The following is a 14,597-nucleotide window of genomic DNA, read 5'->3' on the forward strand; positions in this document are numbered from 1 at the left end:
CAACCTCCCCAGCTGAGAACAGGCCGAACACTCGGTTTTGTTCTCTTTGGACGTGGAGGCGCCCGGCCCGGTTCCTTACTTGTTCGACCAGGTCACAGCCGCACACCGTGGCCGAGGACGGGTGTCAGAAGACCCAGAACCGCAGGGTGATGAAGCGCAGCGTGCCGACGGCGGCGGTGATGGCGATGACCGCGAGGGCCTCGGCGGTGTCACCGAGCCCGGGGGCCACGTAGTCCAGCCCGGCCAGCGCGGCCGAGGAGATCGCCAGCCCGGCCAGCGCCAGGCCGCCGCCCTCGAGCTGCGCGGTGAGCCAGCCGACCCGGTCGGCGGCGTGGAAGGTGAGGCGGCGGTGCAGTTCGTTGGCCAGGGCGGTGCTCAGCACCGAGCCGGTCAGATTGGCCAGCTGCGGGCCCTCCGCGTAACAGGCCATGAACAGCAGGAAGTACCCGATATTGCTGAAGCCGCCGACCAGGGCGAACCGGATGAGCTGCGCCAGCCAGTACTCGCCGCGCAACCAGCGGCCGAGACGGGTGAGCAGCCGGGGCGTGGCCTCGGCCGTGGAGTCGGCGACGGCCGCGAGCCGATCCGCGGTGGAGTCGGCGACGGCCGCGAGCCGATCCGCGATCGTCGGGCCCTCCTCGGTGCCGGAGGGTGTGCCCGATTCGGGCTGCGGGCTCATCCACCAGCCCGGGACTACCGGAAACAAGACCGCCATCGTCTTTCCGATCGGAACACTCGCGTACTGACCGCCGCCGGGTTCCGATGTTCCGGGCAGCAGCCGGCTGTCTATCGCCGCTGTCCAACATTACATCAACCGGAGATATTTCCTCCACTTGAATGGTGTGGCATGGGAAACACTGGACGACACACCGGGCGCGCACTGGGCAAGTGAATGCCGCGGGGGCACACTGGCAGCCAGGCTGCAACACGGCGGTGGCGTGATTGCGCCGTCTTACGATCGGCACGAGAGTGGGGTCAGCAGGATGTATCGCGTATTCGAGGCGCTCGACGAACTGGTGGCAATCGTCGAGGAGGCGCGCGGTATCCCGCCCACCCGTAACTGCATCATCCCGCGTGGTGAGGTGCTCGAACTCCTGGACGATGTGCGCGAGGCGCTGCCCGGTGAGGTCGACGACGCCCAGGATGTGCTGGATCACCGGGACAAGATCGTCACCGATGCCCGGACCGCGGCCGAGACGGCCGTCGCCACCGCCACCGAGACCGCCGAGGCGGCCGTCACCGGCGCCCGGGAGGAGGCCGATCGCATCCTCGCCGACGCCAAGGCGCACGCCGACCGGATGGTCGCCGAGGCCCGGGCGCACGCCGACCGGCTGGTGGCCGCCGCCCAGACCGAGGCGGACCGGGTGGTCGCCGAGGGCAAGGCCGAATACGAGGCGCTGGCCGGGCGGGCCCGCGCCGATTCGGAGCGGATGATCGCGGCCGGTCAGGCGTCCTACGACCGGTCGGTGGCCGAGGGCATCGCCGAACAGCAGCGGCTGGTGTCGCAGATCGAGGTGGTCCGGGCCGCACATGCCGAATCCGCCCGGCTGCTCGATTCCGCCCAGGCCGAATCGGATCGGCTGCGCACCGACTGCGACCGCTACGTCGACACCAAACTGGCCGAGTTCGAGGACGCCCTGCACGGCGCCCTGCGCACGGTCGGCCGCGGCCGGCAGCAGTTGCGGTCCGGCACGGCCATCCCGGACTACGCCGCCGAATTCCGGGGCTGATCCGCCCCCGGGACCGGCGATTTATGCTGGAGCGGGCCCCGGATGTACTGTGGAGTGGTTGTCCGTCCCCGATCCAGCGTGAGCGAGAGTAGTTTCCTGATGCCTGCCGATACCGGTTCCGGTTCGCGACGTCATTCGACGGACGCGGGCTTCGTGCTGGATACGCGCAGCCTCGGGCGGCGTGCCGGCTCGCGGCGTGAGATCCGCCGGACGGTCACCCTGCCGGACAAGATCGGGCTCGACCTGGTCCACATCCCGGCCGGGGCCGAGGTCGAGGTCGATCTCACCCTGCAAGCGGTCTCGGAGGGCGTGCTGGTCACCGGCACGGTGTCCGCGCCGGTCGCGGGGGAGTGCACCCGGTGCCTGGAACCGTTCACCGACCATCTCGATCTGGAGCTCACCGAGCTGTTCGCCTATCCGGACAGTGCGACCGAGCAGACCACCGAGGCGGACGAGATCTACCGTCTGGTCGACGATCTGATCGACCTGGAACCGGTGCTCGCCGACGCGGTCGGCCTGGAACTGCCCCTGCAGCCGCTCTGCGAGCCGGACTGCGCCGGGTTGTGCTCCGAATGCGGGGTGCGGATGGCGATTGCGGGTTCGGATCACAGTCATGAGATACTTGACCCTCGCTGGGCGGGCCTCGCGAATTTCGCGGCCGACTCGCCCACTGCGGCGTCCGGGAACGCCGCAGCAGAATAAGACGTAGACCCATTTCTCGTACGGCCGTGCCGGCCGTGCGAGTGTGACCCAGAGGAGAAACAGTCGTGGCCGTTCCGAAGCGCCGGATGTCTCGTTCCAACACCCGCTCGCGGCGCAGTCAGTGGAAGGCCACCGCGCCGACTCTGGTGACGTGCCCCAACCGCGCCTGCGGCCAGCCGACCCTGCCGCACACGGCCTGCCCGAACTGCGGTACGTACAAGGGCCGCCAGGTCGCTTCGGCCGTCTGACCGCATCGCCCGGGTAGCCCGACGTGACGGCCAAGGACGGAGCGGACGCACCAGCCGTTGGCGAGGCCGCTGATTCTTCCAGCTTGCTCGAGGCGCTGGGGGTAGAACTACGACCGGACCTGCTCCGGCTGGCGCTGACCCACCGTTCGTACGCATATGAGAACGGTGGTCTGCCGACCAACGAGCGGCTGGAGTTCCTCGGCGACTCGGTGCTCGGTCTGAGCATCACCGAGCGCCTGTATCTGGAGCACCCGGACAAGTCCGAGGGTGAGCTGGCGAAGCTGCGCGCGAGTGTGGTCCAGATGAACGCGCTCGCGGAGGTCGCTCGCGGCCTCGGCGAGGAAGGCGGCCTCGGCCGCTACCTGCTGCTCGGCAAGGGTGAGGAACTCACCGGCGGCCGGGACAAACCGAGCATTCTCGCCGACGGCATGGAGGCGCTGCTCGGCGCCGTCCATCTCGAACACGGCATCGAAGTGGCCCGCGGCGTGGTGCTGCGGCTGTTCGCCGAACTGCTGGAACGCGGCCCGCGGATGGGCGCCGGGCTGGACTGGAAGACCAGTCTCCAGGAGCTCACTGCCGCCCGCGGTCTCGGCGTGCCCAGCTACGAGATCACCTCCACCGGTCCGGACCACGACAAGGAGTTCACCGCCACCGCGGTGATCAGCGGTCGCGCGTACGGCACGGGAGTAGGCCGGTCCAAGAAGGATGCGGAGCAGAAGGCCGCCGGCGCCGCCTGGCAGGCGCTGAACGACGAGGGGTAGCTTGCCCGAACTGCCGGAGGTCGAGGTCGTCCGGCGTGGACTGACCGAACATGTGGTCGGCCACGTCGTCGAGGCCGTCACCGTGAAACATCCGCGGTCGGTGCGCCGCCATCTGCTCGGCGGCGACGATCTGGCCGCCCGGCTGGCGGGACTGCGCGTGCATGCCGCGCAGCGTCGCGGCAAATTCCTGTGGCTGACCCTGGACGAACCTACGGCCGGCGGCTGGGCCGCCGCCGGCGAAGCGCTGGTCGTCCATCTCGGGATGAGCGGTCAGATGCTGGTCCAGCCCGGTGACGCGCCGCTGGAGAAGCACGCGCACATCGTCGCCACCCTCGATTCGGGTGCGCAGCTGCGTTTCGTGGACCAGCGCACCTTCGGCGGCTGGGCGTTGCATCCCCTGGTCGAGGTCGACGGCGCCCTGCTGCCGGAGGCGGTGGCCCACATCGCCCGCGACCCGCTGGATCCGGCCTTCGACGCCGACGCCGTGGTGCGGGTGCTGCGCGGCAAACAGTCCGAGATCAAACGGGTCCTGCTGGATCAGACGGTGATCTCCGGTATCGGCAACATCTACGCCGACGAGGCGTTGTGGCGGGCCCGCGTGCACGGCGAACGACCGGCCGCCGCCCTCACCGAACCGGCGCTGCACCGGCTGCTCACCGAGGTGGGCGCGGTGATGGAGGAGGCGCTGCGCGCCGGCGGGACCTCGTTCGACGCGCTGTACGTGAACGTGAACGGGCAGTCCGGATACTTCGAGCGCGCGCTGGCCGCCTACGGCCGCGAGGACGAGCCGTGCCGCCGCTGTGGTGCGCCGATCCGCCGGGAGAAGTTCATGAACCGCTCCTCCTTCTCCTGCCCGCGCTGCCAGCCGCGACCGCGGGGATAGCCCCGCCACCACCGGCGCGGCAGCGGCCTATCGGGTCGCATGCCGCAGGTCGGCGAGGATCGGGCGCCCGGTGACCTGTCGCAGCAGTGGTGAATACACCAGTGGGGTGACGATTTCCACGGCGATCATGGCGATGTAGAACCAGTGCGGCCAGCCCACGTAGGCCACGGTCAGCAGGCGTACCAGTCCGCCGGCGAAGAACAAGACCATCAGCAGATGGACGACACCGGCGCGGCCGTCCACATCACGCGCCGCCCACACACAGGTGACCCCGTAGGCGAGGAACAGCACCATCGAGAACCGGAGATCGCCGTCCACGGTGGCGTCGGGTGCGGTGGCTCCGATGATGGTGCTCGGGCCGACGACGATGTGCGCTAGTGCGATCAGCACGCAGACGACACCGAAAATGATGAGGTACCAACGCAATACGGTTTTCATGTCCGCCCCTTCCCGGGGTACCGGGAGCCTTGGTGTACATGTGTCAACCAAGCTGTTCGGAGCGTAGCTCGCTGGTGTACACACGTCAACTACTGTGTGGTGATGCCACCGCGCCGCCGTCTCACCCCCGACCAGCGCCGCGCCGAACTGCTCGACATCGGCGCGCGGTTGTTCGCCGAACTGCCCTACGAACAGGTGCAGATGGACCATGTCGCCGCGCGCGCCGGCATCTCCCGCACCCTGCTGTATCGGCACTTCCCCAAGAAGAGCGCGTTGTTCGCGGCGATCTATCAGCGCGCCGCCGAGGCATTGCAGAATCAGGTACAACTCGCGACCGGCCTGCCGTTGGCCGATCAGGTCGTGGCCGGACTCGATGCCCACCTGGAGTACTTCGCCGCCAATCGCAATACCGTGCTCGCGGCCAATCGCGCACTCGCCGGCGATCCCGTCGTGCAGGCGATCGTCTTCGGTGACCACGCCGCCATGCGCGAGGTGATGCTCGCGGCCGTCGACCCGAGCGGACCCGACCATGCGGTCATGTCCGCGGTGGTCACCTCGTGGCTGATGTTCGTGCACACCCTGTGCCTGGAATGGCTCGAACGCGGCGGTCTCACCCGCGATCAGGTCCGGGCTTCCTGCCTGGGCGCATTGACCGGAAGCATTGCCGCCCTGAGAAATTCGCAGCACCAAGCCTGACCCGCGCGACCCGCCGGCGGCGCCGGGCCGCCGATCCGCCGATCGCGGCCCGAACGGTCGGTGCGGGCCGCCCGTACCGGCCCCGATCACCTGCCCCCTCCCGGTGCCGGCCGCCGGAGAGCTACCGTTTTCTCACGGCCCCTTTTCGGGTCGTGAAGGGAGTACCCCGATGCGCAAGATGACCTATCTCGTGGCTTCGACCATCGATGGCTTCATCGCCACCGCGGACGGTTCGGTCGATTTCTTCCCGGTCGGTGGTGATCACACCCCGGCGATCCTCGCTCAATATCCGGAGACGCTGCCCACCAAGGTGCGGGAGGTCCTCGGTGTCGACAAACTCGGTCAGACCTTCGACACGGTGATCATGGGTCGCAAGACCTACGATTTCGGGGTCCGGACCGGGACGGCCAGCCCGTATTCGCATCTGCGGCAGTTCGTCGTCTCGACGACGCTGCCGGAGGTCGCGGATCCGGGTATCGAGCTGATTCCGGCGGATCCACTCGCGCGGGTGCGCGCACTCAAACGCGAACCCGGTATGGGAATCTGGTTGTGCGGCGGCGGTGAGCTGGCCCAGGTGCTGCTGCCGGAGATCGACCATATTTTCGTGAAACTGCACCCGATCGTGCTCGGTCACGGGCGGCCGTTGTTCGGCACCGGTCCGCGACTGCCGGAACCGGCCCGGTTCCGCGTCCTGACCAGCCGGGTCTTCGAGGATGGAGTGGCCTTCGTGAAATACAGCCGGATCCGATAATCGTGAGTACCCAGCGGGCGGCGGTCTCGGCGCTCCGGGAGATCGCGTTCTGGATGGAGCGCTCCCGGGCACAGACCCAGCGGGTGCGGGCGTATCGCCGGGCGGCCGACATCGTCGCCGAGCTGCCCGAGCCGGAGTATGCGAGTTTTCTGAACAGTGGCCGCTGGCAGGAACTTCCGGGGATCGGGCCGAAGACCGCCGCCGCGATCGCGCAGGCGGGCGCGGGTGAGGTGCCGGACAAGCTGGCCGAATCACGTTCCGCCGCAACGCCGATCGGGCCCGAGGGCAAGGCGCTGCGGGAGCGGCTGCGCGGGGATCTGCACACCCACTCCGACTGGTCCGACGGTGGCAGTCCGATCGAGGAGATGATGCGGACGGCCATCGCGCTGGGCCACGACTACGTCGCGCTGACCGATCATTCGCCGCGGCTGAAGGTCGCCAACGGCCTGTCCGCCCAGCGGCTGCGCCGGCAGCTGGACGTGATCGACCAGCTGAACGCCGAACTCGCGCCGTTCCGCATCCTCACCGGCATCGAGGTGGACATCCTCGGCGACGGCACCCTGGATCAGCAGGCCGATCTGCTGGCCCGCCTCGACATCGTGGTCGCCAGCGTGCATTCCGATCTGCGCGCCGACAGCGAGACCATGACGAAACGCATGGTGTACGCGGTCGCCGACCCGAACGTGGACATCCTCGGTCACTGCACCGGCCGCCTGGTCACCGGAGAACGCGGCACCCGCCCCGAATCCCGCTTCGACGCCGAGCTGGTGTTCGAGGCCTGCCGCCGCTACGGCACCGCCGTCGAGATCAACAGCCGCCCCGAACGCCGCGACCCGCCGAGTCGCCTGATCCGCCTGGCCGTCGAGATGGGCTGCTACTTCGCCGTCGACACCGATGCCCACGCCCCCGGCCAATTGGATTGGCAGGGTTACGGATGCGAACGCGCCCTGGCCAACGGCGTTGCGCCCGAACGCGTCATCGACACCTGGCCCCTGGAAGACCTGGCGGCCTTCACTAGACGATAGCGACGCCGATCACCAGGGCGATGCCGAGGTGAGCCGCGGCCACCACCAGCGATTCGGTGACGAAGACCGTGGCGTGCAGCAGATCACCGATATTGATGCCGATGAGCCGCTCCATCACCCGGGCCGAGATCACCTGGGCGGCGATGCCGACGAGGCCGAAGATCGCCGCCGAGATCAGGCCCTCGGACAGGTGCCCGCCGGAGCTGTAGATGGCGAACACCACGATGATCGCCGTGGCGAGCAGTCCGGCGGCGGCGATGATGTTGGCGTTCGGGCGGCCCGAGCCGACCAGCTTGCGCAGCAGGCCGGGGGTCGTGATGTCGAGCGCGGCGAAGCCCACCAGCATGAGCACCAGGCCGACGGCCGCGTACGCGGCGATGGCCCCGACTCCGTGCCCGAGATTGCCCCAGTACCCGGGTTCGAGAGCGATCGTGGCCATGTCATTCTCCTGGACGTCGGTCGGCCGCACGTGCGGGCGCACTCACTCTAACGCTTCCCTAGGGATTCGCTGTGGGGATGCGGTGCGGGACGAACGTGGCGCCGTCGTCGGTGATCAGTCCCGGGGTTTCGCGGATGCCCATCCCGGCGGCGTCGTCGCCGACGATCCACGCGCCCAGCACCGGGCGCATGCCGTCGAATTCCGGTAGCGGGTCCAGCAATTGGTAGACGTAGCCCTCTTCGCCGTAGACGCCGGCGGTCGCGGTCTCCAGGCCGGCGCCGACGATGGTCATGTTGGCGCCCTCGCGGCCGAGCTTCGGCTTCTTGATGTACTCGGTGAGTTCGTGCGGGTCGTCGACGTAGGCGGGCAGCAGGTTGGGGTGGCCCGGATACATCTCCCACAGCACCGCCAGCAGCGCCTTGTTCGACAGCAGCGCCTTCCACAGCGGCTCGATCCACATCGTGTGCGGCAGTTCGCCGATGATCTGCTTGCCGAACTGGTCGTCGAGCGCCCACTCCCACGGGTACAGCTTGAAGATCGACTGGATCGGCGCCTCGGCCAGATCCACGAAGCGCTTCAGTTCGGTGTCCCAGCCGACGTCCTCGATCGGTAGCGCGATGGTGTCGAAACCGGCCTCGGCCGCGGTCTCCTGCATGTAGGCGGTGGTGACGTTGTCCTCACCGCTGGAGTCCGCCGAGGACCAGGTGAAATGCAGTTCGGCGCGGGCGAGTTGGGAGCGCAGCCCGTCCCAGCGGGCAACCAGCTTCTCGTGCAGCGAGTTCCACTGGTCGTCGCCGGGATAGCGGTCGGTCAGCCAATGCCACTGCACGATCGCCGCCTCCAGCAGCGCCGTGGGGGTATCGGCGTTGTACTCCAGTAGTTTCGCCGGGCCGCGGCCGTCGTAGCGCAGGTCGAAGCGGCCGTAGACGTACGGGTCGCCGCGCTGCCAGGACTGTTTGATCGGCTCCCAACTCCACTGCGGCAGACCGAAATCGGCGAACCGCTCGGTGAGCACGATCTGCTCGACGGCGTCCAGGCACATCGAGTGCAGGACCTCGACCTGCGCCTCCAGCGACAGGATCTCGTCCAGATCGAATTCGTAATGCACCGATTCGTCCCAGTACGGCCGGGGACGGCCGTTGGTGTCACGGCCCGGTGAGCCGTATACCAGGCCCTGCTCGGCGATGGTGCGCTCCCAGCCGGGCCGCGGCGAGCTGGTCACTCGTCGCACTACGATCCTCCACTCTTGCCGCCGCCCTTGACGCCCAGCCCGCCGCGCACCGTGGTCCCGCTCTTGGTGCTGGAGACCGAATGCGACGGCGCGGAGAAGCTGCCGCCCCGGGGGTGACTTCCGATACCGGCATTGCTACCCCCGTAGTAATAGCGGTACTGATGCCCGTTGTACAAGAAGATGGGGTAGACGCCACCGCCGTAGCCGCCGCCCCCGTAGGTGCTGACGTAGTCCTGGGCCTTCACGCAGTCGTCGTCGGACACCACGGTCTGCTGGCCGTTGTCGTCGGTGACACAGTAGGCGGTGACCTCGCGCGGCTGGTTGGCCGCCGAGTAGGCGAGGTAGCCGGCGCCGACCAGGGCGGCCACCCCGACGACGGCCGCGCCGCCGATCATCGTGCGTTTCCGGTTGCGGCGCTTGGCTTCCAAGCGCTCCTCGGCCATTTTTTCCGCCGCCGCGGCCCGCTCCCGGCCCTTCTCCCGGGCGCGGGCCTCGCCGAGGGAGGGGTCCCGGGCCTGGGTGACGCCCACCTGTTGCCGGCGCACGCTGCCGCGGACCTTGCGCGGCGGTTCGGCGCCGCGCAGGTTCGACCCGCCGGACATGGACCGGGGCGGGGCGCCGGTGGTGGCCGCGGAGCCCGGTTCGGGAGGCGGCGTCGGCGCACCGGGGTCGGGGGACAATCCCGGTGTGCCGGATGCGGGGAACGCTCCCGGTCTACCGGGTGTGGGGGACGCTCCCAGGGAGCCCGGTTCCGAGGATACGGACAGGGCGCCGGGGTCGACGGTCGCCGACAGTGCGTCGGAGTCGGCGCGCGGGAACAGGTCCGGGGCGCCCGGTAGTGGCAGGGTCCATTGCGGCGCGGCCGGGGTGTCGGTGGGACCCGTTGTGCCGGAGGGTTGCTCGGGCTGTGGCGGATGGGCCCACCAGTCGGCGTCGTCGGTGGCAGGTGCGGCGCCGGGGATCCCGGTGGAACGGGCCGGGTCGGTGGTGCCGGGGCCGGTCGGGGTGGCATCCGTGGGCCGATGCCCGGCTCCGGACCGGTCGAAACGGGCCGTGTTGCCGGTCTCCGGGGCGGAATCGCCCGGGGCGCCCGGGGTTTCGGGCCGCCGGTGGCGGGTGGTGGGGGCATTCTCGTCCGCGCTGCCCGGGGATGCTCCAGAGGAGCCGGAGGGGGCATCGTGTGGATCGGGGACCTCAGGGGGTGTGCCCGGATATTCAGTTGGCATGTCCAGCTCCCTGTTCCCCGCCGACTACCGTTCCTCGAATCCGACCAGTTCACCCTGGGCGGCGACCCAGTCTTCCACAACCAGGTCCACCCGACCAGGCGTCTGACCGGAACGCAACAATTCGAGTAGTTGCTCGCAGTGTGCGCGCGGTCCCTCGGCGATCACGTGCACCCGGCCGTCGCGCGCGTTGCGGGCGAAGCCGGTCAGGCCCAGCTCCAGCGCGCGGGACCGGGTCCACCAGCGGAAGCCGACGCCCTGCACCAGCCCGTGCACCCAGGCGCTGAGCCGGACCGGATCGGCGGTCACCGGCGGCGTCCGCGGTGGCCGACCGGTCGGTGGGTGACCGGGGTCACGCGTCCACCTGGAACGACAGGTTCACCGTGGTGCCCGCCTTCAGCGTGCGGCCGACCGTGCACACCTTGTCGATGGCCCGCTGCACCGTGACCAGCAGCCGTTCCCGGGCGGCCTCGTCCAGCTCGGACAGATCCAGCTCCAGCACCTCGTCCAATTCCGGATAGACCTCGTTCTCCCGGTCGGCGGTGCCGGAGACCCGGATGGTGGCGTCGTAGGTGTCGCCGAGCCGGTGCGACAGCGGGAAGTCCGAGCTCATCCCCGTGCATGCGGCCAGGGCGATCTTCAGCAACTCACCCGGGGTGAACACGCCCTGCACGCTCTCCGAGCCGATGAGCACCTCGGCCCCGCGCGAGCTGCGCCCCGTGTAGCTGCGGGTGCCGGTGCGCTCGACCCACAGCGTGGTCGGCGCCGTCGCCGTGGAGTTCGTTGCGGTCTGTGCGCTGTCAGCCTGAGAAGCCATGCTCTCGATCCTGCCATCCGTCGCTCGCGGCCCGCACGACCGCGGGCTCCCACCGCTTCCAACCCGGCGGGCCCGGCCCGGGATTCCCGCTGTCGGCGTCGTCACGACTGGAAGCGGTAGCCCATACCGGCCTCGGTGAGCAGGTGTTTGGGGTTCGACGGATCGTCCTCGAGTTTGCGGCGCAACTGGGCGAGATAGACGCGCAGGTAGTGGGTCTCCGTGGCATACGACGGGCCCCACACCTCGCGCAGCAACTCACGGCGGCCGACCAGTTTGCCCTGGTTACGGACCAGCATCTCCAGCACACCCCATTCGGTGGGGGTCAGGTGCACGTCGCTGCCGTGCCGGGTGACCTTCTTCGCCGACAGGTCCACGGTGAAGGAGGCGGTCTCCACCACCGGATCGGCGGCATCGCCGGCGCCGGCGGCCGAGCGCCGGACCGCGGCCCGCAGCCGGGCCAGCAGCTCGTCCATACCGAAAGGTTTGGTCACATAGTCGTCGGCCCCGGCGTCGAGGGCCTCCACCTTGTCGCCGGAGTCGGTGCGTGCCGACAGCACGATCACCGGCGCCTGACTCCAGCCGCGCAGGCCGCCCAGCACCTCGATACCGTCCATATCGGGCAGTCCGAGGTCCAGGACCACCACCGCCGGATGTTTCTCCGCCGCCGCGCGCAGGGCGGCGGCGCCGGTGGAGGCGGTGATCACCTCATAGCCGCGGACCGACAGATTGATCCGCAGAGCGCGCAGGATCTGCGGCTCGTCGTCGACCACCAGCACCCGTGTCGGTGCCGCCGTGCCGGTCGGGTTCGCCGTTGTCACCGCGTCTCCTGTTCCGTGTCGTCCGTTCCGGCCGGGCCCGTCGCCGCGGCCTCGGTGTCCACCCGCGGCACCCGCACCGCGCGTCGGGGCTCGGTGTTCGCGCCGGGTTCCGCGGGCAACTCCAGCATCATGGTCAGACCCCCGCCGGGGGTCGACTCGGCGTGCACGCTGCCGCCCATCGCGGCGACGAATCCGTGTACGACCGACAGGCCCAGTCCGACACCGGTGGAATTGTCCCGGTCGCCGAGCCGCTGGAACGGCTCGAACAGCTGATCCTCCAGGCCGGACGGTACTCCCGGGCCCTGGTCGACCACAGCCACCGTCACCCGGTCGCCGACGCGTTCGGCGGTGATCCGGACCGGGGTGTCGCGCGGCGAGTAGCGCAGCGCGTTGTCGATGAGGTTGGCCAGCACCCGTTCCAGTAGACCACCGTCGGCGTACACCGACACGTCGCCGACCTCCACCTTCACCCGATCCAGCGCGGCGCGGCGCAGGCTGCGGGTGCCCAGGCCGACGCCGAGCACCGACCGGTTCACCGCCTCCTCCAGATAGATCCGGCGCAGTTGCGGCTGCACCACGCCCGCGGCCAGCCGCGACGAGTCCAGCAGGTTGCCGACCAGCCCGGTGAGCTGATCGGTGGATTCCTCGATGGTCTCCAGCAGTTCGGCGGTGTCCTCCGGGGAGAACTCGACATCGTCGCTGCGCAGGCTCGACACCGCGGCCTTGGCGGCCGCCAGCGGGGTGCGCAGGTCGTGGCTGACCGCCGACAGCAATGCCCGGCGCAGCCGATCCGCCTCCACCACACCCGCCGCCGCCTGCGCCTCCGCCGCGAGTTGCCGCTGGCGGACCAGCCCGGCCGCCTGATTGGCGACCACCCCCAGCACCACCCGGTCGCCGGGGGCGAGCGCACGGCCGGACAGCAACAGCCAGTGCATGTCGTCGCCGGCCTCCAGCGCGGTATCGGCGTCGGCGACCCGGCGCGGCGGATCCTCGCCGACGCAGGCCAGCACCTCCTCGTCGGTGGTGAACGCCACCGCCCGCTGCCCGTAGGTCTCGCGCGCCCGCTCCAGCAGGTCGTGCAGGTCGGCGCCGTGCAGCACCGCCCCCGCGAACAGGGTGAGCAGTTCGGCCTGCCGGGAGGCCTTGCGCGCCTGGAGGGTTCGCTTCTTGGAGACGTCGACCAGCGCGGCCACCGCGATCGCCACCGCCGCCATCACCACGATGGTCAGGAAGTTGTTGACCTCCGCGATGGTGAAACTGTGCCGCGGCGGCACGAAGAACCAGTTCAGCAGCACGCCGCCGAACACCGCCGACAGCGCCGCCGGGGCGACGCCGCCGAGCAGCGACACCGCGATCACCCCGAAGAAGTAGAGCGAACTCTCGCCGGCGAAGTTCAGATGCGGGTCCAGCCAGTACGAGCACACGGCCGTGATCAGGGCCGGCATCGCCAGCGCGATCGCCCACGAGGACAGCGTGCGCTCCCGCGGGGTCACCCCCGACCAGCGGAACCCGCGCCGGGCCTCCTCGTGGGTCACCATGTGCACATCGATCTTGCCGGAGGCCCGGACCACGGAGGTCCCGATGCCCTCGTCGAGGATGCGCGCCCAGCGCGACCGCCGGGAGGTGCCCAGCACCAACTGGGTGGCGTTGACCTGCCGCGCGAAATCCAGCAGCGCCCCCGGGACGTCGTCGCCGGTCACATTGTGCAGGCTGGCCCCGAGACTGTCGGCCAGATCGCGCAGCCGCGCGAGCCGCTGCGTCGACACCCCGGCCAGCCCGTCACCGCGCACCACGTGCACCACGATCAGTTCCGCCGACGACTTGGCCGCGATGCGCCCGGCGCGCCGCACGATCGTCTCCGACTCCGGCCCGCCGGTCACCGCGACCACCACCCGCTCGCGGGCCTCCCACAGATCGGTGATCCGATGCTCGGCCCGGTACTTCGCCAGCGCCGCGTCCACCTGATCGGCCAGCCACAGCAACGCCAATTCCCGTAGCGCCGTGAGGTTTCCGGGCCGGAAGTAGTTGTGCAGCGCGGCGTCGACCTTGTCGGCGGCGTACACATTGCCGTGCGACAACCGCCGCCGCAACGCCTCCGGGGTGATGTCGACCAACTCCACCTGATCGGCCCCGCGCACCACCCGGTCCGGCACCGTCTCCCGCTGCACCACCCCGGTGATCTGCTGCACCACGTCGTTGAGGCTCTCCAGATGCTGCACGTTCACCGTGGAGATCACGTCGATCCCGGCATCCAGCAACTCGTGCACGTCCTGCCAGCGCTTCTCGTGCTTGGACCCGGGCACGTTGGTGTGCGCCAGCTCGTCCACGAGGACGACCGCGGGCCGCCGCCGCAGCACGGCCTCGACGTCGAGCTCCGGCAGCGTGGCGCCGCGATAGGTCATGAGCTTCGGCGGAATCCGCTCGATCCCCGCCAGCAGCGCCGCGGTCTTGTCCCGCCCGTGCGTCTCCACGATGGCGGCCACCACGTCCCGGCCCCGTTCCAGGCGCCGATGTGCCTCCCCGAGCATGGCGTACGTCTTGCCGACGCCGGGGGCGGCCCCGAGGTAGATGCGCAACTGCCCGCGTTTCACTCGTCCATCATCGCGCGTGTCGATCGTGGTGCGCGCTGCCGCACTGACGTCTCCTCGAATCGGGCATTTTCGGTTTCGGCCGAGGTCGCGGGCGCCGCGCCGGGCTAGGTACTGTCTACCTTCGGAGTTGGTTCGTACCACGCTCTTGACAGATTCTTGACGGTTCCGATGGGGACCTTTACCGGCTGGTTACAGATTTCTGCCGGCCTGGCACTGCTGCCCGGTGGAGAACTGTTCAGGCGGC

17 protein-coding genes are annotated in these 14,597 nt (G+C 69.6%); 8 read left to right on the forward strand and 9 right to left on the reverse strand.

What is annotated here, in order from left to right; genetic code table 11:
• Positions 1 to 124: 124 nt before the first annotated feature.
• On the reverse strand, positions 125 to 706 hold the full coding sequence (locus tag LBW94_RS16875; RefSeq protein ID WP_323137880.1) for a GtrA family protein: 582 nt from the start codon (positions 704 to 706) through the stop codon (positions 125 to 127).
• Positions 707 to 983: 277 nt separating this feature from the next.
• Between LBW94_RS16875 and LBW94_RS16880 the strand changes: the two genes are divergently transcribed.
• The 5 genes from LBW94_RS16880 (at position 984) to mutM (ending at position 4,324) form a co-directional block, all read left to right on the forward strand.
• Complete coding sequence (locus LBW94_RS16880; RefSeq protein ID WP_225057676.1) at positions 984 to 1,730, forward strand: DivIVA domain-containing protein; 747 nt, start codon at positions 984 to 986, stop codon at positions 1,728 to 1,730.
• 99 nt (positions 1,731 to 1,829) lie between these two features.
• A complete protein-coding gene (locus tag LBW94_RS16885; protein WP_225057675.1) occupies positions 1,830 to 2,432 on the forward strand; it encodes a YceD family protein in 603 nt (200 codons plus the stop codon).
• A 65-nt stretch (positions 2,433 to 2,497) separates the two neighbouring features.
• Positions 2,498 to 2,680, forward strand: coding sequence for a 50S ribosomal protein L32 (gene rpmF, locus LBW94_RS16890; RefSeq protein WP_225057674.1), 183 nt, complete (start codon positions 2,498 to 2,500; stop codon positions 2,678 to 2,680).
• A gap of 23 nt (positions 2,681 to 2,703) precedes the next feature.
• Positions 2,704 to 3,441: a ribonuclease III gene (gene rnc / locus LBW94_RS16895; RefSeq protein ID WP_225057673.1), complete on the forward strand. Its 738-nt coding sequence runs from the start codon at positions 2,704 to 2,706 to the stop codon at positions 3,439 to 3,441.
• Between the two features lies 1 nt (position 3,442).
• Positions 3,443 to 4,324, forward strand: coding sequence for a bifunctional DNA-formamidopyrimidine glycosylase/DNA-(apurinic or apyrimidinic site) lyase (mutM, locus tag LBW94_RS16900; RefSeq protein WP_225057672.1), 882 nt, complete (start codon positions 3,443 to 3,445; stop codon positions 4,322 to 4,324).
• A 27-nt stretch (positions 4,325 to 4,351) separates the two neighbouring features.
• Here the strand turns inward: mutM and LBW94_RS16905 are convergent, their stop codons facing one another.
• Complete coding sequence (locus LBW94_RS16905) at positions 4,352 to 4,762, reverse strand: DUF4345 domain-containing protein (protein ID WP_225057671.1); 411 nt, start codon at positions 4,760 to 4,762, stop codon at positions 4,352 to 4,354.
• Between the two features lie 102 nt (positions 4,763 to 4,864).
• Here LBW94_RS16905 and LBW94_RS16910 point away from each other — a divergent pair, with 102 nt between their 5' ends.
• From LBW94_RS16910 to LBW94_RS16920, 3 genes are all read left to right on the forward strand, one after another.
• Entirely contained in the window at positions 4,865 to 5,458 is a 594-nt protein-coding gene (locus LBW94_RS16910) for a TetR/AcrR family transcriptional regulator (RefSeq protein ID WP_225057670.1), read from the forward strand.
• 169 nt (positions 5,459 to 5,627) lie between these two features.
• A complete protein-coding gene (locus LBW94_RS16915; RefSeq protein ID WP_225057669.1) occupies positions 5,628 to 6,209 on the forward strand; it encodes a dihydrofolate reductase family protein in 582 nt (193 codons plus the stop codon).
• Between the two features lie 2 nt (positions 6,210 to 6,211).
• Complete coding sequence (locus LBW94_RS16920) at positions 6,212 to 7,234, forward strand: PHP domain-containing protein (RefSeq protein ID WP_225057668.1); 1,023 nt, start codon at positions 6,212 to 6,214, stop codon at positions 7,232 to 7,234.
• On the opposite strand, the gene LBW94_RS16925 is transcribed toward LBW94_RS16920, so the two are convergent.
• The 7 genes from LBW94_RS16925 to LBW94_RS16955 all read right to left on the reverse strand — a co-directional run bounded on the left by LBW94_RS16925 (position 7,224) and on the right by LBW94_RS16955 (position 14,353).
• The gene (locus tag LBW94_RS16925; protein ID WP_225057667.1) at positions 7,224 to 7,673 is read right to left on the reverse strand and encodes a DUF350 domain-containing protein; all 450 of its coding nucleotides are present in this window, start codon (positions 7,671 to 7,673) and stop codon (positions 7,224 to 7,226) included. The genes LBW94_RS16920 and LBW94_RS16925 overlap by 11 nt on opposite strands.
• Before the next feature lie 58 nt (positions 7,674 to 7,731).
• Positions 7,732 to 8,904 (reverse strand): glutathionylspermidine synthase family protein, encoded by a 1,173-nt coding sequence (locus LBW94_RS16930; RefSeq protein ID WP_225057666.1) that lies wholly within the window; start codon positions 8,902 to 8,904, stop codon positions 7,732 to 7,734.
• Positions 8,904 to 10,130: a hypothetical protein gene (locus LBW94_RS16935; protein ID WP_225057665.1), complete on the reverse strand. Its 1,227-nt coding sequence runs from the start codon at positions 10,128 to 10,130 to the stop codon at positions 8,904 to 8,906. Before LBW94_RS16935 ends, LBW94_RS16930 begins: the two co-directional genes overlap by 1 nt.
• 24 nt (positions 10,131 to 10,154) lie before the next feature.
• On the reverse strand, positions 10,155 to 10,436 hold the full coding sequence (locus LBW94_RS16940; protein ID WP_225057664.1) for an acylphosphatase: 282 nt from the start codon (positions 10,434 to 10,436) through the stop codon (positions 10,155 to 10,157).
• 43 nt (positions 10,437 to 10,479) lie between these two features.
• A complete protein-coding gene (locus LBW94_RS16945) occupies positions 10,480 to 10,944 on the reverse strand; it encodes an OsmC family protein (protein WP_225057663.1) in 465 nt (154 codons plus the stop codon).
• Positions 10,945 to 11,045: 101 nt separating this feature from the next.
• A complete protein-coding gene (locus LBW94_RS16950) occupies positions 11,046 to 11,762 on the reverse strand; it encodes a response regulator (RefSeq protein ID WP_225057662.1) in 717 nt (238 codons plus the stop codon).
• Positions 11,759 to 14,353, reverse strand: coding sequence for a sensor histidine kinase (locus LBW94_RS16955; protein ID WP_225057661.1), 2,595 nt, complete (start codon positions 14,351 to 14,353; stop codon positions 11,759 to 11,761). The genes LBW94_RS16950 and LBW94_RS16955 overlap by 4 nt, the downstream gene beginning before the upstream one ends.
• Positions 14,354 to 14,597 lie beyond the last annotated feature (244 nt).

This window comes from Nocardia sp. alder85J (assembly GCF_020176955.2).
GTDB lineage: Bacteria > Actinomycetota > Actinomycetes > Mycobacteriales > Mycobacteriaceae > Nocardia.

Bases quoted from the DNA above. Each gene is read 5' to 3' on its own strand.
- LBW94_RS16880 (WP_225057676.1), top strand. From the start codon at position 984: ATGTATCGCGTATTCGAGGCGCTCGACGAACTGGTGGCAATCGTCGAG.
- LBW94_RS16885 (WP_225057675.1), top strand. From the start codon at position 1,830: ATGCCTGCCGATACCGGTTCCGGTTCGCGACGTCATTCGACGGACGCG.
- LBW94_RS16905 (WP_225057671.1), bottom strand. From the start codon at position 4,762: ATGAAAACCGTATTGCGTTGGTACCTCATCATTTTCGGTGTCGTCTGC.
- LBW94_RS16910 (WP_225057670.1), top strand. From the start codon at position 4,865: ATGCCACCGCGCCGCCGTCTCACCCCCGACCAGCGCCGCGCCGAACTG.
- LBW94_RS16915 (WP_225057669.1), top strand. From the start codon at position 5,628: ATGCGCAAGATGACCTATCTCGTGGCTTCGACCATCGATGGCTTCATC.
- LBW94_RS16925 (WP_225057667.1), bottom strand. From the start codon at position 7,673: ATGGCCACGATCGCTCTCGAACCCGGGTACTGGGGCAATCTCGGGCAC.
- LBW94_RS16935 (WP_225057665.1), bottom strand. From the start codon at position 10,130: ATGCCAACTGAATATCCGGGCACACCCCCTGAGGTCCCCGATCCACAC.
- LBW94_RS16945 (WP_225057663.1), bottom strand. From the start codon at position 10,944: ATGGCTTCTCAGGCTGACAGCGCACAGACCGCAACGAACTCCACGGCG.